General features: G+C 43.5%; 12 protein-coding genes. 1 reads left to right on the top strand and 11 read right to left on the bottom strand.

The window, feature by feature from the left end:
• Positions 1-3 precede the first annotated feature (3 nt).
• Both citZ and D0463_RS07030 read right to left on the bottom strand, forming a co-directional pair.
• Positions 4-1,119: a citrate synthase gene (gene citZ / locus D0463_RS07035; protein WP_117306585.1), complete on the bottom strand. Its 1,116-nt coding sequence runs from the start codon at positions 1,117-1,119 to the stop codon at positions 4-6.
• A gap of 435 nt (positions 1,120-1,554) precedes the next feature.
• Positions 1,555-2,013 carry a DUF441 domain-containing protein gene (locus tag D0463_RS07030; protein WP_117306583.1) on the bottom strand — a complete coding sequence of 153 codons (459 nt, stop codon included), beginning with the start codon at positions 2,011-2,013 and terminating at the stop codon, positions 1,555-1,557.
• Between the two features lie 163 nt (positions 2,014-2,176).
• On the opposite strand from D0463_RS07030, the gene ytvI reads away from it, so the two are divergent.
• The gene (ytvI, locus tag D0463_RS07025; RefSeq protein ID WP_117306581.1) at positions 2,177-3,298 is read left to right on the top strand and encodes a sporulation integral membrane protein YtvI; all 1,122 of its coding nucleotides are present in this window, start codon (positions 2,177-2,179) and stop codon (positions 3,296-3,298) included.
• A gap of 392 nt (positions 3,299-3,690) precedes the next feature.
• On the opposite strand, the gene aceA is transcribed toward ytvI, so the two are convergent.
• From aceA to dnaE, 9 genes are all read right to left on the bottom strand, one after another.
• A complete protein-coding gene (gene aceA / locus D0463_RS07020; protein ID WP_117306579.1) occupies positions 3,691-4,977 on the bottom strand; it encodes an isocitrate lyase in 1,287 nt (428 codons plus the stop codon).
• Between the two features lie 489 nt (positions 4,978-5,466).
• The gene (locus tag D0463_RS07015) at positions 5,467-5,853 is read right to left on the bottom strand and encodes an FxsA family protein (protein ID WP_117306577.1); all 387 of its coding nucleotides are present in this window, start codon (positions 5,851-5,853) and stop codon (positions 5,467-5,469) included.
• A gap of 277 nt (positions 5,854-6,130) precedes the next feature.
• On the bottom strand, positions 6,131-7,891 hold the full coding sequence (gene pyk / locus D0463_RS07010; RefSeq protein ID WP_117306575.1) for a pyruvate kinase: 1,761 nt from the start codon (positions 7,889-7,891) through the stop codon (positions 6,131-6,133).
• 47 nt (positions 7,892-7,938) lie between these two features.
• Positions 7,939-8,898 (bottom strand): 6-phosphofructokinase, encoded by a 960-nt coding sequence (pfkA, locus tag D0463_RS07005; RefSeq protein ID WP_117306573.1) that lies wholly within the window; start codon positions 8,896-8,898, stop codon positions 7,939-7,941.
• A gap of 504 nt (positions 8,899-9,402) precedes the next feature.
• Complete coding sequence (gene accA / locus D0463_RS07000; protein WP_117306571.1) at positions 9,403-10,380, bottom strand: acetyl-CoA carboxylase carboxyl transferase subunit alpha; 978 nt, start codon at positions 10,378-10,380, stop codon at positions 9,403-9,405.
• Positions 10,377-11,243, bottom strand: a complete 867-nt coding sequence (gene accD, locus D0463_RS06995) for an acetyl-CoA carboxylase, carboxyltransferase subunit beta (RefSeq protein WP_117306568.1) — start codon at positions 11,241-11,243, stop codon at positions 10,377-10,379. The genes accA and accD overlap by 4 nt, the downstream gene beginning before the upstream one ends.
• Before the next feature lie 91 nt (positions 11,244-11,334).
• Positions 11,335-11,964, bottom strand: coding sequence for a FadR/GntR family transcriptional regulator (locus tag D0463_RS06990; RefSeq protein WP_254052734.1), 630 nt, complete (start codon positions 11,962-11,964; stop codon positions 11,335-11,337).
• Positions 11,965-11,971: 7 nt separating this feature from the next.
• A complete protein-coding gene (gene ystJ, locus D0463_RS06985; RefSeq protein WP_117306566.1) occupies positions 11,972-13,210 on the bottom strand; it encodes an NADP-dependent malic enzyme in 1,239 nt (412 codons plus the stop codon).
• A gap of 118 nt (positions 13,211-13,328) precedes the next feature.
• A complete protein-coding gene (gene dnaE / locus D0463_RS06980) occupies positions 13,329-16,679 on the bottom strand; it encodes a DNA polymerase III subunit alpha (RefSeq protein WP_117306564.1) in 3,351 nt (1,116 codons plus the stop codon).
• Positions 16,680-16,780 lie beyond the last annotated feature (101 nt).

Genomic DNA, 16,780 nt, shown 5'->3' with positions numbered 1-16,780 from the left:
CTTTTATCTTTTTTCTATTGTAACGTATTTTTGCATTCCCGGCCCTGTATAATCAGCACGTGGACGGATTAAGCGATTATTTTCATATTGTTCTAAAATGTGTGCCAACCAGCCTGATGTCCGGCTCACAGCGAATATTGGCGTGAATAGATCATGGTCAACGCCCAGGCTGTGGTAAACAGATGCTGAGTAGAAATCCACATTTGGCGGAAGGTTTTTTTGAGAAGTTACCAAGTCCTCGATTTTCACAGACATGTCATAATACTGTGGCTGACCGGTGAGCTCCGTTAATTTCTTCGACATTTCTTTTAAATGCTTCGCACGCGGATCCCCTTTTCGGTAAACACGATGACCGAAGCCCATGATTTTTTCCTTGTTGTCTAGTTTGTTAGTAATATACAAATCTACATTTTCCAGAGAACCAATTTCTGTAAGCATCTTCATAACCGCTTCGTTAGCACCACCATGCAACGGCCCTTTCAAGGCTCCAATTGCTGCAGTGACACCTGAATAAATATCGGATAAGGTAGCGACGCAAACACGTGCCGTAAAGGTTGAAGCATTTAGTTCATGATCTGCGTGAAGAACCAAAGCTTTATTGAATGCCTCTTCTTCGATCGCGGTTGGTTCTTTTCCACTTAACATGTATAAGAAGTTCGCAGCGAAGCTAAGATCCGTGCGCGGGGCTACTGGCTCAAGGCCTTTTCTCACACGCGCAAACGCTGTAACGATTGAAGGAATCTTGGCTTGCAAACGGATGGCCTTACGATAGTTAGCTTCTTCATTCATTTCATCCGCTTCGTCATCGTACAGACCGAGCAGCGAAATAGCTGAGCGAAGCGCTGCCATTGGATGTACTTTGCCGATTGGATAGGTTTTAAAATGCTCAAGCACTTCGTCAGGAAGACTTGCATTCTCAGCCAGCTGTTTCGTTAGTTCTGCTAACTGGCCCCGGTTTGGAAGGGTGCGGTGCCATAATAAATAGATTACTTCCTCAAATGTTGCGTTCTCAGCAAGATCATCAATATCGTATCCCGCGTACGTTAATGTATCGTCGATGATTGAGCTGATGGATGAAGTTGTTGCAACAATACCCTCTAGTCCTTTTGTTACTGACATACAAAACCTCTCCTTTTCTGAAATATTCCCCTTTTGCTTATAAAAATAGAGCGCTTCCAAGATGGCCTAAAAATCAACCCGGCCACTATGTAATTAAAGAAAAAAATCCTTTTCACATGAAAGCGTTGTCAATAGAGATATATAAGATTAAGCAACAAACTTTATAACATATATGCCTGCTATTGCGTCTCTCATTTTTACCCTTAAGTTATATTGCCAAAACTCCTGCGCAGTCTCACTTCCTGAATGTAAATAAGATGATTGTACCTCTATTGACTATGAATAAGGTACTTATCTTCGCAGGATTGTTACAAGCCTATTATAAACAATTATCTGATTTTTGTGAATGAAAAGCTCTTAAATATGTGAAAAAATTATTATTTTATTAGAAAAATACAGAAAAAATAAGTCCGGTTCCTTCAACCATGGTTTCAGTCATTTGAAAAAATTAAACAGTTGCATGCACAAATAGGCGATACCCGCTCCGATCAATGGCCCAACCGCCACACCCTTAAACAAGGCTACCGCAAGAATCGTACCGAAAACAAGAGCAGTTGTAATATGCGGGTCTGAGGCAAGTAATGATAATCCGTTTTTTGCAATTAAAGCTACCGCGATCCCGGAAGCGAGGGCAATCCAGGCATAGGGGGATTTAATCGCGTCCCCTAATTCTTTAAACCCGATAGACCCGTTTGCAATCGGAACCAACACGGCAATCGTTATAATCGTTACACCGATATTAATACCCTTAGAGCCTAAATAAGGAAACACCTTCGTGTCCAGCCCGACGAACCTAAGCAACAGGAGCGTACCGGCCGCAATCATAAGTGATGTGTTTTTTGCGACTAATCCGATGATCCCCAACAGAAGTAAAAAAAGAACTGATCCACTCATTCACATTCTCCTGACATGTTGTACTTTCTATATCAGCATAATAAAAGAACCAAAAATAGTAAATGAAACAGCCCAAATGAATAATCTTTTACTAGGAAATGAAACTTTCCTTTTTTATCATGCGTAGGTACAATTAAAAAAACACCCTTTGGGAGGGAAAGCTTTGAATCCTGTGTATATAAATCGGATTCTCCGATCTATTTTTGTCTTAGGAATTATCATACTTAGTCTGGTAACCCTTTTCTATTTATCTAAGTATACATACCCGTTCATCATTGCCATCATCATCGCTTTTTTCATGAATCCACTCGTAAACTTTTTAGAAAACAAAACGAAAATGCCAAGAGGACTTGCTGTTTTTGTTTCCCTGCTTTTGATTCTCTCGGTCTTTGCGGGGTTAATAACGCTGCTGGTTGCAGAAATTGTCTCAGGAGCTGATTATCTTGGCGAGGTTGTTCCTGAACAGGTTGAGACGCTCATTGATTTCATCGAGGAATTTATCGCGGGACAAATTCTGCCTTTTTATAACAGGATTGCCACTTTGTTCAATAACCTGGATGTTCAGCAACAGGATACGATCATGACGAATATTCAAAATGTCGGCCAGCAAATTGGTTCCACAGCAAGCAGCTTTATTCAAGATTTCTTCCAGAATATACCCGCTATCATTGGCTGGTTTCCCAACGCGGCAACTGTGCTCATTTTCTCTTTACTTGCAACCTTTTTTATCAGCAAGGACTGGAACCGTCTTTCCAGGTTAAGCGGTAAACTGCTACCGGATAAGGTATTCCTGAGCTCTAAACGTGTGATTGAAGATTTGAAAAAGGCTTTATTCGGGTTTATCCGGGCTCAATTCACGCTGATTTCCCTTACAATGATTACCGTTCTAATCGGTTTGCTTATCCTAAGGGTTGATTATGCGATTACGATTGCATTAGTTCTCGGCCTTGTGGACATCCTTCCCTATCTTGGGACAGGTGCCGTGTTTGTGCCTTGGATTGTCTATGCGGCGGTTACAGGAGATATGAGCCTGGCGATCGGCCTTGGGGTATTATATGTTATAGTCATCGTCCAGCGCCAATTACTGGAGCCCAAAGTCTTATCCTCCAGTATAGGGCTTGACCCGCTGGCCACACTTGTCGCCCTTTTTGTCGGCTTTAAACTCATTGGCTTTCTTGGGTTGATGGTGGGTCCGGTCGTGCTTGTCATTATCAATACATTACAACGCGCAAATGTATTCAGAGATATATGGGCTTTTATAATGAAGAGAGATCCTGTTCAATAGAACAAGGTGCCGGGAACTATCCAGAAACTGGATGGCCCTGCACCTTTTTTTTATTAAAGATTAAGAGAGTATAAAACTTTCAACATGTATTGATGTCTAGCGTAAGCAGCCCAGCCCAGACGCACAGGACGTGCTAGTGCCGACGTCGCCACAGGACGTCGGCCTCGAGGTCATAATAGGCAGGTGTTCTTCCTGCCCCACAGGATGTGGTGACGTCAGCGTTCGTCACAGGACGTGACGGATTTTAGCTGTGGGTCCTTACTTGGCCCTCCTACGAGGTGCGCCTTATGCTTGTCGGAGGCCCACAGGATGTGGGTCAAAACGACGAAGACATAACGATGTGGCGGTCTTAGTCGTTCTTCCTTACTTGCAGGGCGCTTGCGCTTTTCTTATTATGATTTCACAGTGTTGAATTGTTCTGCTTCTGTTGATCCTTTCAAGGCAGTGGTCGAAGATGTTCCACCAGTTATCACCTGGGCAACTTCATCAAAGTAGCCTGTACCAACTTCGCGTTGATGTCTTGTAGCGGTGTAGCCAAATTCTTCACTCGCAAATTCTGCTTGCTGCAATTCAGAGTAAGCAGCCATACCGTGATCTTTATATTTACGCGCCAATTCAAACATTCCGTGGTTAAGGGCATGGAATCCTGCAAGAGTTACGAACTGGAACTTGTATCCTAGCTTGCCAAGCTCTCTTTGGAAACTAGCAATCGTTTCGTCATCAAGCTTTGCCTTCCAGTTGAAGGATGGAGAACAGTTATAAGCAAGCAGCTTGCCAGGGAATTTTTCATGGATAGCTTCAGCAAAACGGCGTGCTTGTTCAAGATTTGGCTCAGACGTTTCACACCAAATCAAATCTGCGTATGGAGCATAAGCAAGACCTCTGGCGATGGCTTGATCCAATCCTGCTTTTGTTCTGTAGAATCCTTCAGTCGTACGTTCTCCAGTAATGAACTGCGCGTCTACAGGGTCAATATCACTTGTAATCAAATCTGCAGCATCCGCGTCCGTACGCGCAACCAACACTGTAGGCACTCCCATGACATCAGCAGCAAAACGAGCAGCAATTAAGTTCTTTACAGCTGTTTGCGTTGGAAGAAGTACCTTACCACCTAAATGACCGCATTTTTTCTCTGAGGAAAGCTGATCTTCAAAGTGAACGCCTGCAGCTCCAGCTTCAATCATGCCTTTCATTAATTCAAAAACATTCAGCTGTCCGCCAAATCCGGCTTCAGCATCCGCAACGATTGGAGCAAACCAATCAATCTCTTCATTACCTTCACTGTAATGAATCTGATCCGCGCGTTGAAGGGCTTGGTTAATGCGTTTTACGACCTGAGGAACACTGTTAGCCGGATATAAGCTTTGGTCCGGATACATTTGACCTGAAAGGTTGGCATCAGCCGCAACCTGCCAGCCGCTTAAGTAAATGGCTTTTAACCCCGCTTTCACCTGCTGCATCGCTTGATTTCCAGTTAGCGCTCCAAGAGCATTGACGAAATCTTCTGTATGAATCAAGTTCCATAGCTTTTCAGAACCACGCTGGGCTAATGTATGTTCAATATCGATAGAGCCTCTTAAGCGAATAACATCCTCTGCACTGTATGGTCTTGAAATGCCATTCCAGCGTTCGTCACTTTTCCAATTCTCTTCTAACCTTTTAGCTCTTTCTTGTCTCATCATTTGTTTCCTCCAGTTTTTATGTTTTTGTTTAGAACTCGCAAACGCCGGTAGTCTGCAGTCACACTCCTTATATTTATTTGTTATAATACAGATTTCAAATATCTTGTTTGTATTATATAACAACGTTTTTAAGTTTGTCACTAATTTTCTATCAATTTTAAATAATTATTTTTTTTGAACTATTTACTAGTATTAATCTCAAGGATTTGCAGTTCTGTTTAGAAAAAAGCGTAATGAAAACCCACCGATCAGATTTTTAGCGAGAATTTCAATTTTGTAGCGGGTTTTCTGCTGATTGTAGTGGGGAGCTCTCGTAGTGATAGTTTCAATTTGGTAGCCAGTTCAGAATTTACAGCGGGAAATTTTAATTTTTGTAGTGGATTTTCTGCTGGGATTTTTCTTTGAAATTGACGGGGATAGGCGTATGCAGATCGAAACCTAGTTTATCTTTTTATAAAAAAACCTGGCTCTCATTTAGCCAGGTCTCTATCTTATAATGGTTATTTTCCTTTTATCGATCATGTTTTTTATCATCTTCAAAATCATTGGCTTGATTACTTTCCGGGTAGGTGGGAGAAGCAGGATGAGTCCAAGAAGATCTGAAATAAATCCCGGTGTTAACAGGAGTGTTCCTCCGACAAGCACGCATATTCCATCAAGCAGAGCATCTCCGGGGAGCTGGCCGTATCTCATTTGCTCCTGGGCCTTTTTTATAGTTTCCAGGCCTTGCTGTTTTGCCAGATAAGTCCCGATTACCCCTGTTAAGATAATAAGAAGGATGGTAGGCCAAACACCGATCGTTTGCCCAGATAATAGCAACACGGCTATTTCAAGAGCCGGCATTGCGATTATTAAAAGAAAAAAATACTTCATCTACATTCCTCCAACAGAGCAAAAATTAGTAAATGCCTGTAGTTATTATTATACAGCATCCGCTGTCTTCAATCTAACTTTCGCTATGGTCTCTGTCTCGCCGATTGGCGATCCCTTAGGCGGAGATTAGGCATATTACACTTATGCAGTAGGAAAGTCTATACTTTCCTACTGCCAAAAAGGATGGCTCATCTTCAGACCCGAATCCTTAACAGCTTTTGTAAGCTATCGGAGAAAGAGTCTTTATGAACCATCCTTAATATTTGTTTATTTTGCTTTACAAGACGCTTGTGTGTCCGTTATAGATAATACCCCGGCTCGCGTCAACGGTAATATTTTGTCCATCCTTTAACGTGGAAATTGCATCGTCAGCACCTACGATTACCGGTATGCCTAAATTAATGCCGACAACAGCCGCGTGACTTGTTAACCCGCCTTCTTCTGTAATAAGGGCCGAGCATTTTTCGATCGCAGGCATCATATCTCTGTCAGACGCAATTGTGACAAGTACTGAGCCTTCAGTCACTTTTTCATTTGCTTCAGCTGCTGTCTTCGCAACGACAACATGTCCTTTAGCAGATTTTCTCCCTACACCCTGTGCTTTTAAAAGAATATCGCCAAGCAAATGGATTTTCATAATGTTCGTTGTCCCCGCTTCCCCGATTGGAACGCCCGCAGTGATTACCACAAGATCCCCATGTTTAACAAGATCCGAGTTTAAGCTTGTATCGATGGCCGATTGAAGCATTTCATCCGTTGACTTGGCTTGTTGTCCGATTTGGGGATATACTCCCCAGACCAATGCAAGACGTCGCGATACATGTTCCTTGGAAGTAACAGCGATGATTGGAGCTTCAGGCCGGTACTTTGAAATCATTCGCGCGGTATGGCCGCTCTCTGTTGGAGTGATGATCGCCGCAACATCAAGATCTAAAGCGGTATGGGCAACCGATTGACCTATTGCGTTTGTCACATTATGTTCATTATCTTTGCTTCTTATGGCTAAGATATCTTTATGGTTCAAAGCGCTCTCAGCGCGAGAAGCGATGTTATGCATCGTTTTAACAGCCTCAACCGGATAAGACCCCGCCGCTGTTTCACCGGATAACATGATTGCATCTGTTCCATCGAAAATAGCATTGGCTACATCACTTGCCTCAGCCCGGGTAGGGCGGGGGTTCCGTTGCATAGAATCAAGCATTTGAGTAGCCGTAATAACGGGCTTTCCAAGCGTATTGCATTTTTTAATCAATTGTTTTTGTACGAGCGGTACTTCCTCAGCGGGAATTTCCACCCCTAAATCACCACGTGCCACCATCAGGCCGTCGGATACTTCGAGGATTTCATCAATATTGTCGACACCCTCCTGGTTTTCGATCTTCGGAATGATTTGGATATGTGCCGCATTATGGTTATCAAGAAGCTCGCGGATTTCCAGCACGTCAGATGCACGGCGTACGAAAGAGGCGGCAATGAAATCAACCCCTTGTTCGATGCCAAAAACAATATCCTGCGCGTCTTTTTCAGTGATTCCCGGCAGCTTGACCGATACTCCCGGAACATTGACGCCTTTTTTATTTTTAAGTGTCCCGCTATTTAGCACTTTTGTCATGATTTCTTTACGGTTTTTATCGATGCCTGTTACTTCAAGCCCAATCAACCCGTCGTCCAATAAAATTTTTGAGCCGATATGAACATCATCAATCAGTTCTCCATATGTGATCGAAAACTTCTCAGAAGTCCCAAGAACTTCGGTCATGGATACTGCGACATTCGCACCCGTACTAAGCTCAATCGCACCATTTTCCATATCATTCGTACGGATTTCAGGACCTTTTGTATCCAATAGGATAGCGACCTGCTTTCTGGTTTTTTCCACTGCTTCACGAATGGAGACGATCCTTTTTCCATGTTCTTCATGACTGCCATGTGAAAAATTCAATCTGGAAACATTCATTCCTGCTTCGATTAGTTGCGTCAATTTGTCCATGCTTTCACTTGCAGGGCCAATCGTACATACGATTTTTGTCTTGCGCATGTTCTATTACCTCCTGATATTTCTCTAAAGACTATTCTCTTATTTATTTAGATAGACAATTCCGAGGAAAGGTCATACATTTTTTTATCGATATTATGAGGCATGGCAAGAGCTTCAATAATATCATAATCAACCAGCCGGTTTTTTTCGATTCCAACCGCCCTGCCACCTTTGCCTTCGATTAATAGCTCCACCGCAAGCGCACCTAATCTGCTGGCAAGAACACGGTCGGAAGCAGTAGGAGATCCCCCGCGTTGCACATGTCCAAGCACTGTAACACGAGTTTCAAACCCGGTTGCTTTTTCTATTTTCTTAGAAAAATCAACTGCGCTGCCCACTCCCTCAGCTACGATGATGATACTATGTTTTTTCCCTCGTTCATGTCCCCGTCTTAACTTGGTTACAATTTCATCCATGCTGGAATTGTATTCCGGAACGAGAATGGTTTCAGCACCGCCGGCAAGTCCGGCCCAAAGGGCGATATCGCCAGCGTTACGCCCCATAACCTCTATTAAATAGGTTCTTTCATGTGATGTTGCAGTATCGCGAATTTTGTCAATCGCGTCGATAACAGTATTTAACGCTGTATCAAAGCCGATGGTAAATTCAGTACCCGGAATGTCGTTATCGATGGTTCCCGGTACGCCGACGCATGGATATCCTCTCTCCGTCAGAGCTTTCGCACCGCGATAAGAACCGTCTCCACCAATAATGACCAGCCCTTCAATTCCATGCTTGTTTAATTGTTCGATTCCCTTCAGTTGACCTTCTTCTGTTTTGAATTCCAGACAACGGGCAGAATAAAGCATGGTCCCGCCTCTGTGAATAATGTCACCGACTGAACCGAGTTCAAGTTTCTTGATTTCTCCCTCGATCAATCCCTGGTAACCGTGGTAGATTCCATATACTTCAATTTCATGGAAGATCGCCTTACGGACTACAGCACGGATCGCCGCATTCATTCCCGGTGAATCCCCTCCGCTTGTAAGTACACCTATTCTTTTCATTAAAAAATCACCTCATCATAACATGCAACAGCAGTATATTTTTACGTTTTTACTTATATAAGTTGAATTTATGAATGTAAAGTGTTGGCCCATTTTTTAGCTCATTCGTGTGAAACCGTGGTTTCACACGCCTTTCAGCAAAGCTGAAAGGTTGCTCCTCTTCCTATGCAGCTGAAGCCTAAATGAGCCAAAAATCAACCATATTATTTTCCCAATGTGTAATTCTTTAGTTCAACTTATATCGTTTGTAATTCTGCGTTTTTTTACTTCCTTTAATATAACCATATTTTGCCTACATTATTAGCTTGCCTTATCTGTTATTTTTTTATCTTCGCGCTTTAATTCTAGAATAGTTGCTTACATTCGTAAACCTATTTACCCGTCAATTATCATGAAATTTCCCAATTAAGCGTTTTCATCACAAATTTGTAAAGAAACTATCTTTTCTAAATATTTTTATAGAGGTTTTTTAAGAAAAAAACGCGCGCCTATCGGCAACACGTTTTACTTTACCCCTAAGATTTCTTTATTTAACGAGTATTTCCCGATTTGTTTGTATTTTAAATACCTTTTATTGATAAGCTCCACTTCGTCCAGGGAAAGCAGCTCGGTCATGGACTGTTTAAGAACGGCACGTATGGCGTCAGCCTGTTTTTTCACATTCCGATGAGCTCCGCCCTTTTCCTCAGGAATGATTTCATCGACTACGCCGAGTTCTTTTAAATCAGGGGCTGTGATTTTCATCGTTTCCGCAGCACGCTTCGCCTGTGAGGCATCTTTCCATAGTAAAGCAGCAGCCCCTTCAGGTGAAATGACTGAATACGTGGAGTTCTCAAGCATATGGATCCGGTCGCCGACTCCAAGCGCGAGGGCACCCCCGCTACCGCCTTCACCAATGACAATGCAAATAACCGGTACCTTAAGCCCCGCCATTTCGAATAAGTTTTTCGCGATTGCTTCACTTTGTCCACGCTCTTCTGCGGCTTTTCCGGGATAGGCCCCTTTTGTGTCAATAAAACAAATAATCGGGCGATGAAATTTTTCCGCCTGCTTCATCAAGCGCAATGCTTTTCTATATCCTTCAGGATGAGGCATTCCAAAGTTCCGCCGCAGATTTTCTTTTGTATCCTTGCCTCTTTGATGGCCGATAATTGTTACCGGATAGCCTTCAAACTTTGCAATGCCGCCAACAATGGCCTCGTCATCTCCATAATACCGATCACCGTGCAGCTCGAAGAAATCAGTGAATAGATTTGAGATATAGTCAAGGGTGGTCGGACGCGCCGGGTGTCTTGCTACCTGTACTCGGTCCCACGGCTTCATATTTTCATAGATGTCCCGTTCAAGCTTTCCTAAGCGCTTTTCGAGTTTTTCTATTTCAGCTGATAAATCGACATCAGCCTCTTCCGTGATTTCTCGTAATTCATCGATTTTTTTACGAAGATCTGTAATCGGACGTTCAAATTCTAATTCTCCGATCATTTCCATTCACCACCCGGAGCATGAATCGATAATATATTTTCCAGTTTTTCTTTCATTTCCAATCTGGAGACAACCGCATCCAATTGGCCGTGCTTCATTAGGAATTCAGCTGTTTGAAAATCATCTGGCAGCTCTTCCCTTATCGTTTGTTCAATAATTCTTCTTCCGGCAAAACCAATTAACGCCCCCGGCTCGGCTAAGTTAATGTCACCCAATGACGCAAAGCTCGCTGATACTCCGCCTGTGGTAGGATGAGTCATAATCGAAATAATCAGACCTCCGTCATCACTGAACATTTTCAGGGCAGCACTGGTCTTGGCCATCTGCATGAGGCTTAAGACACCTTCCTGCATCCGGGCACCTCCAGAGGCGGTAAAAATAAGAAACGGAATCCCTAATTCTCCTGCCTTCTCAATGGCTCGGGTTATTTTCTCACCGACTACTGAGCCCATGCTTCCCATCCGGAAACGGGAATCCATGATGGCAGCTGCCACTTCATGCTCGTTTATCTTCCCCACACCGGTCACTACCGCTTCATTTAGATCGGATTTTTCCCGGTCCTTTTCGATTTTGTCCATGTATTCTGGAAAATCGAGCGGATTTGCAGTAAGAAGATCTTTGTCTAATTCGGTAAAGCTTCCAAGTTCAAAAAGGCTCTCTATTCTTTCATAAGCAGTCATGGTGAGATGATGGCCGCAATGCAAGCAGACTTTTTCATTCTTCACCAATTCCTTTGTAAACATGATCTTTTTGCAATTCGGACATTTGGTCATGATTCCTTCGGGTACATCTTGTTTATCCCGATCTGTCGGAATGGTTGCGTATTTTTTCTTTTTCGACTTTGTAAACAGCTCTTTAAGCAAGATGGGTCCTCCCTTTGCCGCTCATTCTCATTTCTGTTAACGCTTGTCCTTGACTGTAACAGAAAGCTGATAAAAATCGTGTAAAACTCTGTCAATTTTCTTTCGACATTCTTCTAATATCCTGTAAATAGATTTGGATTGTTTTTGGTTCATTCCGCTCAAGTATCGACTTGATTAAATGAATGTATGTTTCACGTCCAGCTTCCTGCCTGTCATTGAGTGAGGCTCTTGAATAACTATTGACAATGCGCCAAATTCTTTCAATCAGCTTGTTGCGGTTCAATTCCGCGATTTTTTCGAAGAGTAGATCATCATCGAACTTGTTCTGCTCTGCCCAATGCAACAGTTCCTCCAAGTGAGCTTGCGGTGAAGACTGAATGATAATCTTCAAGCAATCTATTTCAATAAGCTGCTTCGTTTCATTAAGATCGGCTATTATTTTCGGATTTTGCAGAAAAAAAGTTCCCAGCAGTTCCACAAGCCTATGCTCTTGAAAGTCTTTGATAAATGTACCTTCACCTCTGCGGGTTTCAATAAGGCCCAACAGTTCCAAGGCACGCAGCGCTTCCCGGACAGAAGAACGCCCGACGTTCAGACGTTCCGACAATTCCCGTTCGGACGATATTTTATCTCCGGGGAGAAGGCCGTCTTCTTCAATCATTTTCCGGAGTTTCTCGACAATATCTAAATAAATTTTGGATGATGGATTCGCACTGTTCAAATATCCATCACTCGCTTTTCCCGATAATCGCTAGCTTTCTTGTCTTCTCTTTTACATCTTCAGGATCGACCTTCAATCTCGCAACGCCGGTTTCCATTGCTGCCTTGGCTACTGCAGCCGCAACCTCAGGGGCCACTCTTTCATCGAATGGAGCAGGAATGACATAGTCCGCGTGAAGCTCATCCTCTGTTATTAAGCGTGCAATCGCTTTGACTGCGGCCACCTTCATCTTTTCATTGATATGAGTCGCACGCACATCCAGCGCGCCCCGGAAAATCCCGGGAAAGGCAAGCACATTGTTCACCTGATTCGGGAAGTCGGATCGACCTGTTCCAACTACTTTCGCGCCTGCAGCCTTTGCATCCTCCGGCATGATTTCCGGATCGGGATTGGCCATTGCGAAAATAATTGGATCGACATTCATCGATGCTACCATTTCTTTTGTCAATGCTCCGGCGACCGATACACCGACAAACACATCCGCTCTCTTAATGACATCCTTAAGGCTTCCTTCCAGATTGTCCCTGTTCGTAACCTTTGCGATTTGGTCTTTAATTTCATTCATGCCATATGTGCGCCCTTCAAAGATTGCCCCCTTAGAATCGCACATAATAATATCTCTTACTCCGTAATTGTAGAGAAGCTTAATGATCGCAATACCTGCAGCGCCTGCACCGCTGGCAACCACTTTGATTTCGGACATCGACTTGCCGACGATCCGCAGGGCATTAACAAGACCTGCAACCGTAACGATCGCTGTCCCATGCTGATCATCATGGAAAACAGGGATATTGGTTTCCTTTTTTAACCGTTCTTCAATAACGAAGCAGTTCGGAGCCGCAATGTCCTCCAGGTTTATCCCGCCGAATGTAGGTTCCAGCAGCTTAACTGTTTCAATAATCTTTTCGACATCCGTCGTCTTCAGGCAGATTGGGAAAGCATCTACACCCGCAAAGCTTTTAAATAGGACAGCTTTTCCTTCCATAACCGGCAGCGCCGCTTCAGGACCTATGTTTCCGAGTCCGAGTACAGCTGTTCCGTCGGAAACCACCGCAACAGTATTGCCCTTCATTGTATAATCATAAACCGTTTCCGGTTTATCATAGATTTCCTTACAAGGCTCAGCCACTCCCGGTGAATAGGCCAAGCTTAAATCTTCCGCATTCCGGACAGGAACCTTCGAAACAGTCTCAAGTTTTCCACTATTCATTCGGTGCATATGTAATGCTTCTTCCCTTAATGACAATTCCTTCACTCCCTAAACTTTATGGCAAAAGGTTCGTGTATAAAATTATATAGCGAAAAAAGTGGTCAGACCACAAAGACCTTCTTACAATATAACATAACTCCCATGTTGTAAACAGCTATTCTTCTTTTAACACGACGTTTTCCTCTCCCGCGATTTTCTTCAGTTTTTGCAAAAGCGCAGTTGACGGTGTTATCCAGTCCCACATGGAAAGCTGTACATACCGGTCCTCACTTTCATAATAAAGCATGACTTTTGTTGTCCCATTATGCTGCGACAGCACCTGTTTAATGCTTTGCAAAGCAGCAGCCGTCTGCTTCTCCTTTTCTATTCTTATAAACAGGGGAGAACCCTCTTCTTCCATCCTTCTCTTTAGATCATCGGGTGGAAATGCTTCCTGAACAATCAATTGCTTTTTGCCTTCGCGTTCCTCCAAGGTGCCTTTAAGCATTAAGATCATTCCTTTTTGGAAGAGCGACATCTGATTTTTATAGACATTCGGAAAAACGACCGCCTCAAGATCACCGCCTTCATCACTGATTGCCATAAAAGCCATCAATTCGCCCTTCTTCGTACGGATGCTCTTAAAAGCAGTGATATACACTCCCAAAAGGACCTTTTTTTCACTGGTCAGAAGCGCGCTGTCTATTGAAACCGCACCGAAATGCTGAAATATAGACAGATAAGAAGTAACCGGATGATTCGATAAATAGAGGCCGAGTACACTTTTCTCCTGGGAGAGCTTATTCTCCATATCCATCGGCTTTACTTTCATATATTTAGGTTTGAGTGAAAATTCATTGCTTTCAAATAGATCAAATTGATTCTCGCCATCCGGCTTAACCAGTTCAGCGTGGCTTAAGGCTACATCAATACTTGCAACGAGTGTTGCCCGATCCTCGCCAAAATCATCAAAGGCTCCTGCATGAATAAGCACCTCTAAAATTTTCCTGTTTACAATCTTTCCTGAAACCCGCAGGCAGAAATCAAATAAATCCTCAAATTTCTTTTGCCTTCTTGCCTGAAAAATTTCTCTTAGGACTGTACCGCCAACCCCTTTTATCGCACCAAGGCTGAACCGGATGCCTTCACTTTCAACATGGAACGAATATACGCTTTTATTTATTGAGGGCGCCAGGACAGGAATTCCCTTAGTCTTTGCTTCCCTCACATACTGCGAAATCTTATCTTCATTTCCAATAACAGAAGTCATGAGAGCGGCCATGAAAGACTTCGGAAAATGGGCTTTTAAATAGGCCAGTTGGTAGGCGATAAAACTATATGCGACCGCATGGCTGCGGTTAAATCCATAATTTGCGAAACGGACGATGCTGTCGTAGACAACATGTGCTATTTCCGTTTCATATCCCTGCTTCACTGCCCCCTCGACGAAGTGCGCTCTCTCCTCATCAAGGATTTCTTTCTTTTTCTTGGAAACAGCGCGGCGAAGCAAGTCCGCTTCACCGAGCGTGAAGCCTGCCATTTTGGAGGCGATTTGCATAATTTGCTCCTGATAGACAATGACCCCGTACGTATCTTCAAGAATGGGCTGCAGCGCGGGGTGCACGTAGTCAATCGGTTTAATTCCGTGCTTACGTTCAATAAAAAGAGGGATGTTTTCCATCGGACCGGGACGGTATAACGCATTGACCGCGACAATGTCTTCAAAACGAGTTGGGGTAAGTTTCATAATCACTTTCCTGATGCCCTCTGATTCCAGCTGGAATATTCCCGTTGTATCCCCTTTACTTAAGAGCTTGAACGTTTTTTCATCGTCGTAAGGGATGCGTGTAATATCGATTTTTTGGCCGGTGCTCTTTTGGATAGCTGTGATCATATTGTCTAATAGCGTCAAGTTTCGGAGACCGAGAAAGTCCATCTTCAGCAGTCCGAGCTCTTCAAGAAGATCCATTGGAAATTGGGTAAGATGAATCCCTTCATGCCCTTCCTGGATCGCGATGATATCCGTCAGCGGCATATCGCTAATAACGACTCCGGCAGCATGCGTCGATGTATGCCGGGGCAGCCCTTCGATTTTCAATGCGACTTCGAACAGCAATTGATTCGTTTCGCTTTCATTCATAAAATCTCTGAATGGTTTCGATTCTTTGTATGCATCTTTTAATGTAGTCCCCAGCTTCGATGGGATCATTTTTGACAGTCTTTCCTGTTCCGACGGGGTTAAACCAAACACCCGCCCGGTATCCCTTATTGCTGCTTTGGCAGCGAAGGTACCGAACGTAATGATTTGGGCGACATGAAGCTCCCCGTATTTCGAGGCAACATATGAAATGACTTCCTCTCTGCGGTTATCAGGGAAGTCAATATCGATATCAGGCATGCTGATACGTTCAGGGTTCAAAAATCGCTCAAACAGCAGATGATGCTTAATCGGGTCGACATCCGTAATCTGCAGGACATATGCAACCATGGAACCCGCGGCGGAACCCCGGCCCGGTCCGGTCAGGATTTGATTTTGCCTTGCAAATTTCATAAAATCCCAAACGATAAGGAAATAATCACTGAACTTCATTTTCTTAATGATGGATAGTTCGTAATGCAGTCTTTCCTCATGGGACTTGGGTGGATTCTGATATCTTTTTTTCAGCCCTTCCATGCAAACTTCCGTCAGCATTTCATCGGCTGTCATGCTGTCTTCAACAGGATACCTCGGCAGCAATGATTGATTAAACGGAATCACTACTTCACATTGCGCTGCTATTTTCAACGTGTTTTCCAGAAGATCCGGCAAGTCTCTAAACGCTGCGCCCATTTCTTTGCCGCTTTTCAAGTAATGTTCACCTGAAGAAGGCTTAACTTGGTTTTCATCGGTTAATTTTTCCCCATGTTTTACTGCTGTGAGCACGTCCCTGGCGAGCGCATCGTCTTTGTTTAAGTAATAAACAGGATTCGTAGCGACTGCAGGGATTCCCGTTGCTTCGGAGAGTTGTCCTACAAGTTCTGTTGTTTCTTTTTCAAGGCTCTGCATCGATAGATAAAAAGATTCTTTTCCGAATATGCTTTGATAGAAAAGAGCCGTTTCTTGGGCCTGCTCAAAAAGGCCTTCTGACAGATATGTTTCAATTCTGCCGTCTGCCCCTGGTGAAATGCAAATGAGTCCTTCGGAATAAGCTTTAAGCCACTTTACAGGAAGCCCGGTACGGGACTTTGTCTGAATCGCGCTACTGATTTTCAAAAGGTTCTGATAGCCTTTATTATTCTTGGCCAATAAGATAAGCGGATAGGGATTTTCCTGATGATCCAGTACGTCGGCAATCAAGCCGATAATCGGCTTGATCCCCTGCTTCAAACATTCTTTATAAAAGTAAACTGAACCATACATGACATTCCTGTCGGTTAAGGCAAGACTGGAGAACCCGTCAGCCTTCGCTTGCGATACCAGCTCGTCTATTTTAACGGTACTTGATAATAAGCTATACGCGCTTTGTATATGTAAATGAGTAAACATCTTTTTTTCACACCTTTACAAGGCTTTCTTGCTTTCATTATAGAGCCTTATCCCCAAAAAGGAAAATATGTTCTCATCCTGAGAACCCCGGCTATTTTTCT

The sequence above is a fragment of the Bacillus sp. V59.32b genome, assembly GCF_003429085.1.
Taxonomy (GTDB): Bacteria; Bacillota; Bacilli; order Bacillales; family DSM-1321; genus Peribacillus.
Note: the sequence above shows the minus strand (reverse complement) of the source record. Positions and strands in the feature narration are given on the sequence as shown.

Excerpts from the sequence above, each read along its gene's own strand:
- citZ (WP_117306585.1), bottom strand. The coding sequence starts at position 1,119 with ATGTCAGTAACAAAAGGACTAGAGGGTATTGTTGCAACAACTTCATCC.
- D0463_RS07030 (WP_117306583.1), bottom strand. The coding sequence starts at position 2,013 with ATGAGTGGATCAGTTCTTTTTTTACTTCTGTTGGGGATCATCGGATTA.
- aceA (WP_117306579.1), bottom strand. The coding sequence starts at position 4,977 with ATGAGACAAGAAAGAGCTAAAAGGTTAGAAGAGAATTGGAAAAGTGAC.
- D0463_RS07015 (WP_117306577.1), bottom strand. The coding sequence starts at position 5,853 with ATGAAGTATTTTTTTCTTTTAATAATCGCAATGCCGGCTCTTGAAATA.
- pyk (WP_117306575.1), bottom strand. The coding sequence starts at position 7,891 with ATGCGCAAGACAAAAATCGTATGTACGATTGGCCCTGCAAGTGAAAGC.
- pfkA (WP_117306573.1), bottom strand. The coding sequence starts at position 8,898 with ATGAAAAGAATAGGTGTACTTACAAGCGGAGGGGATTCACCGGGAATG.
- accA (WP_117306571.1), bottom strand. The coding sequence starts at position 10,380 with ATGATCGGAGAATTAGAATTTGAACGTCCGATTACAGATCTTCGTAAA.
- dnaE (WP_117306564.1), bottom strand. The coding sequence starts at position 16,679 with ATGTTTACTCATTTACATATACAAAGCGCGTATAGCTTATTATCAAGT.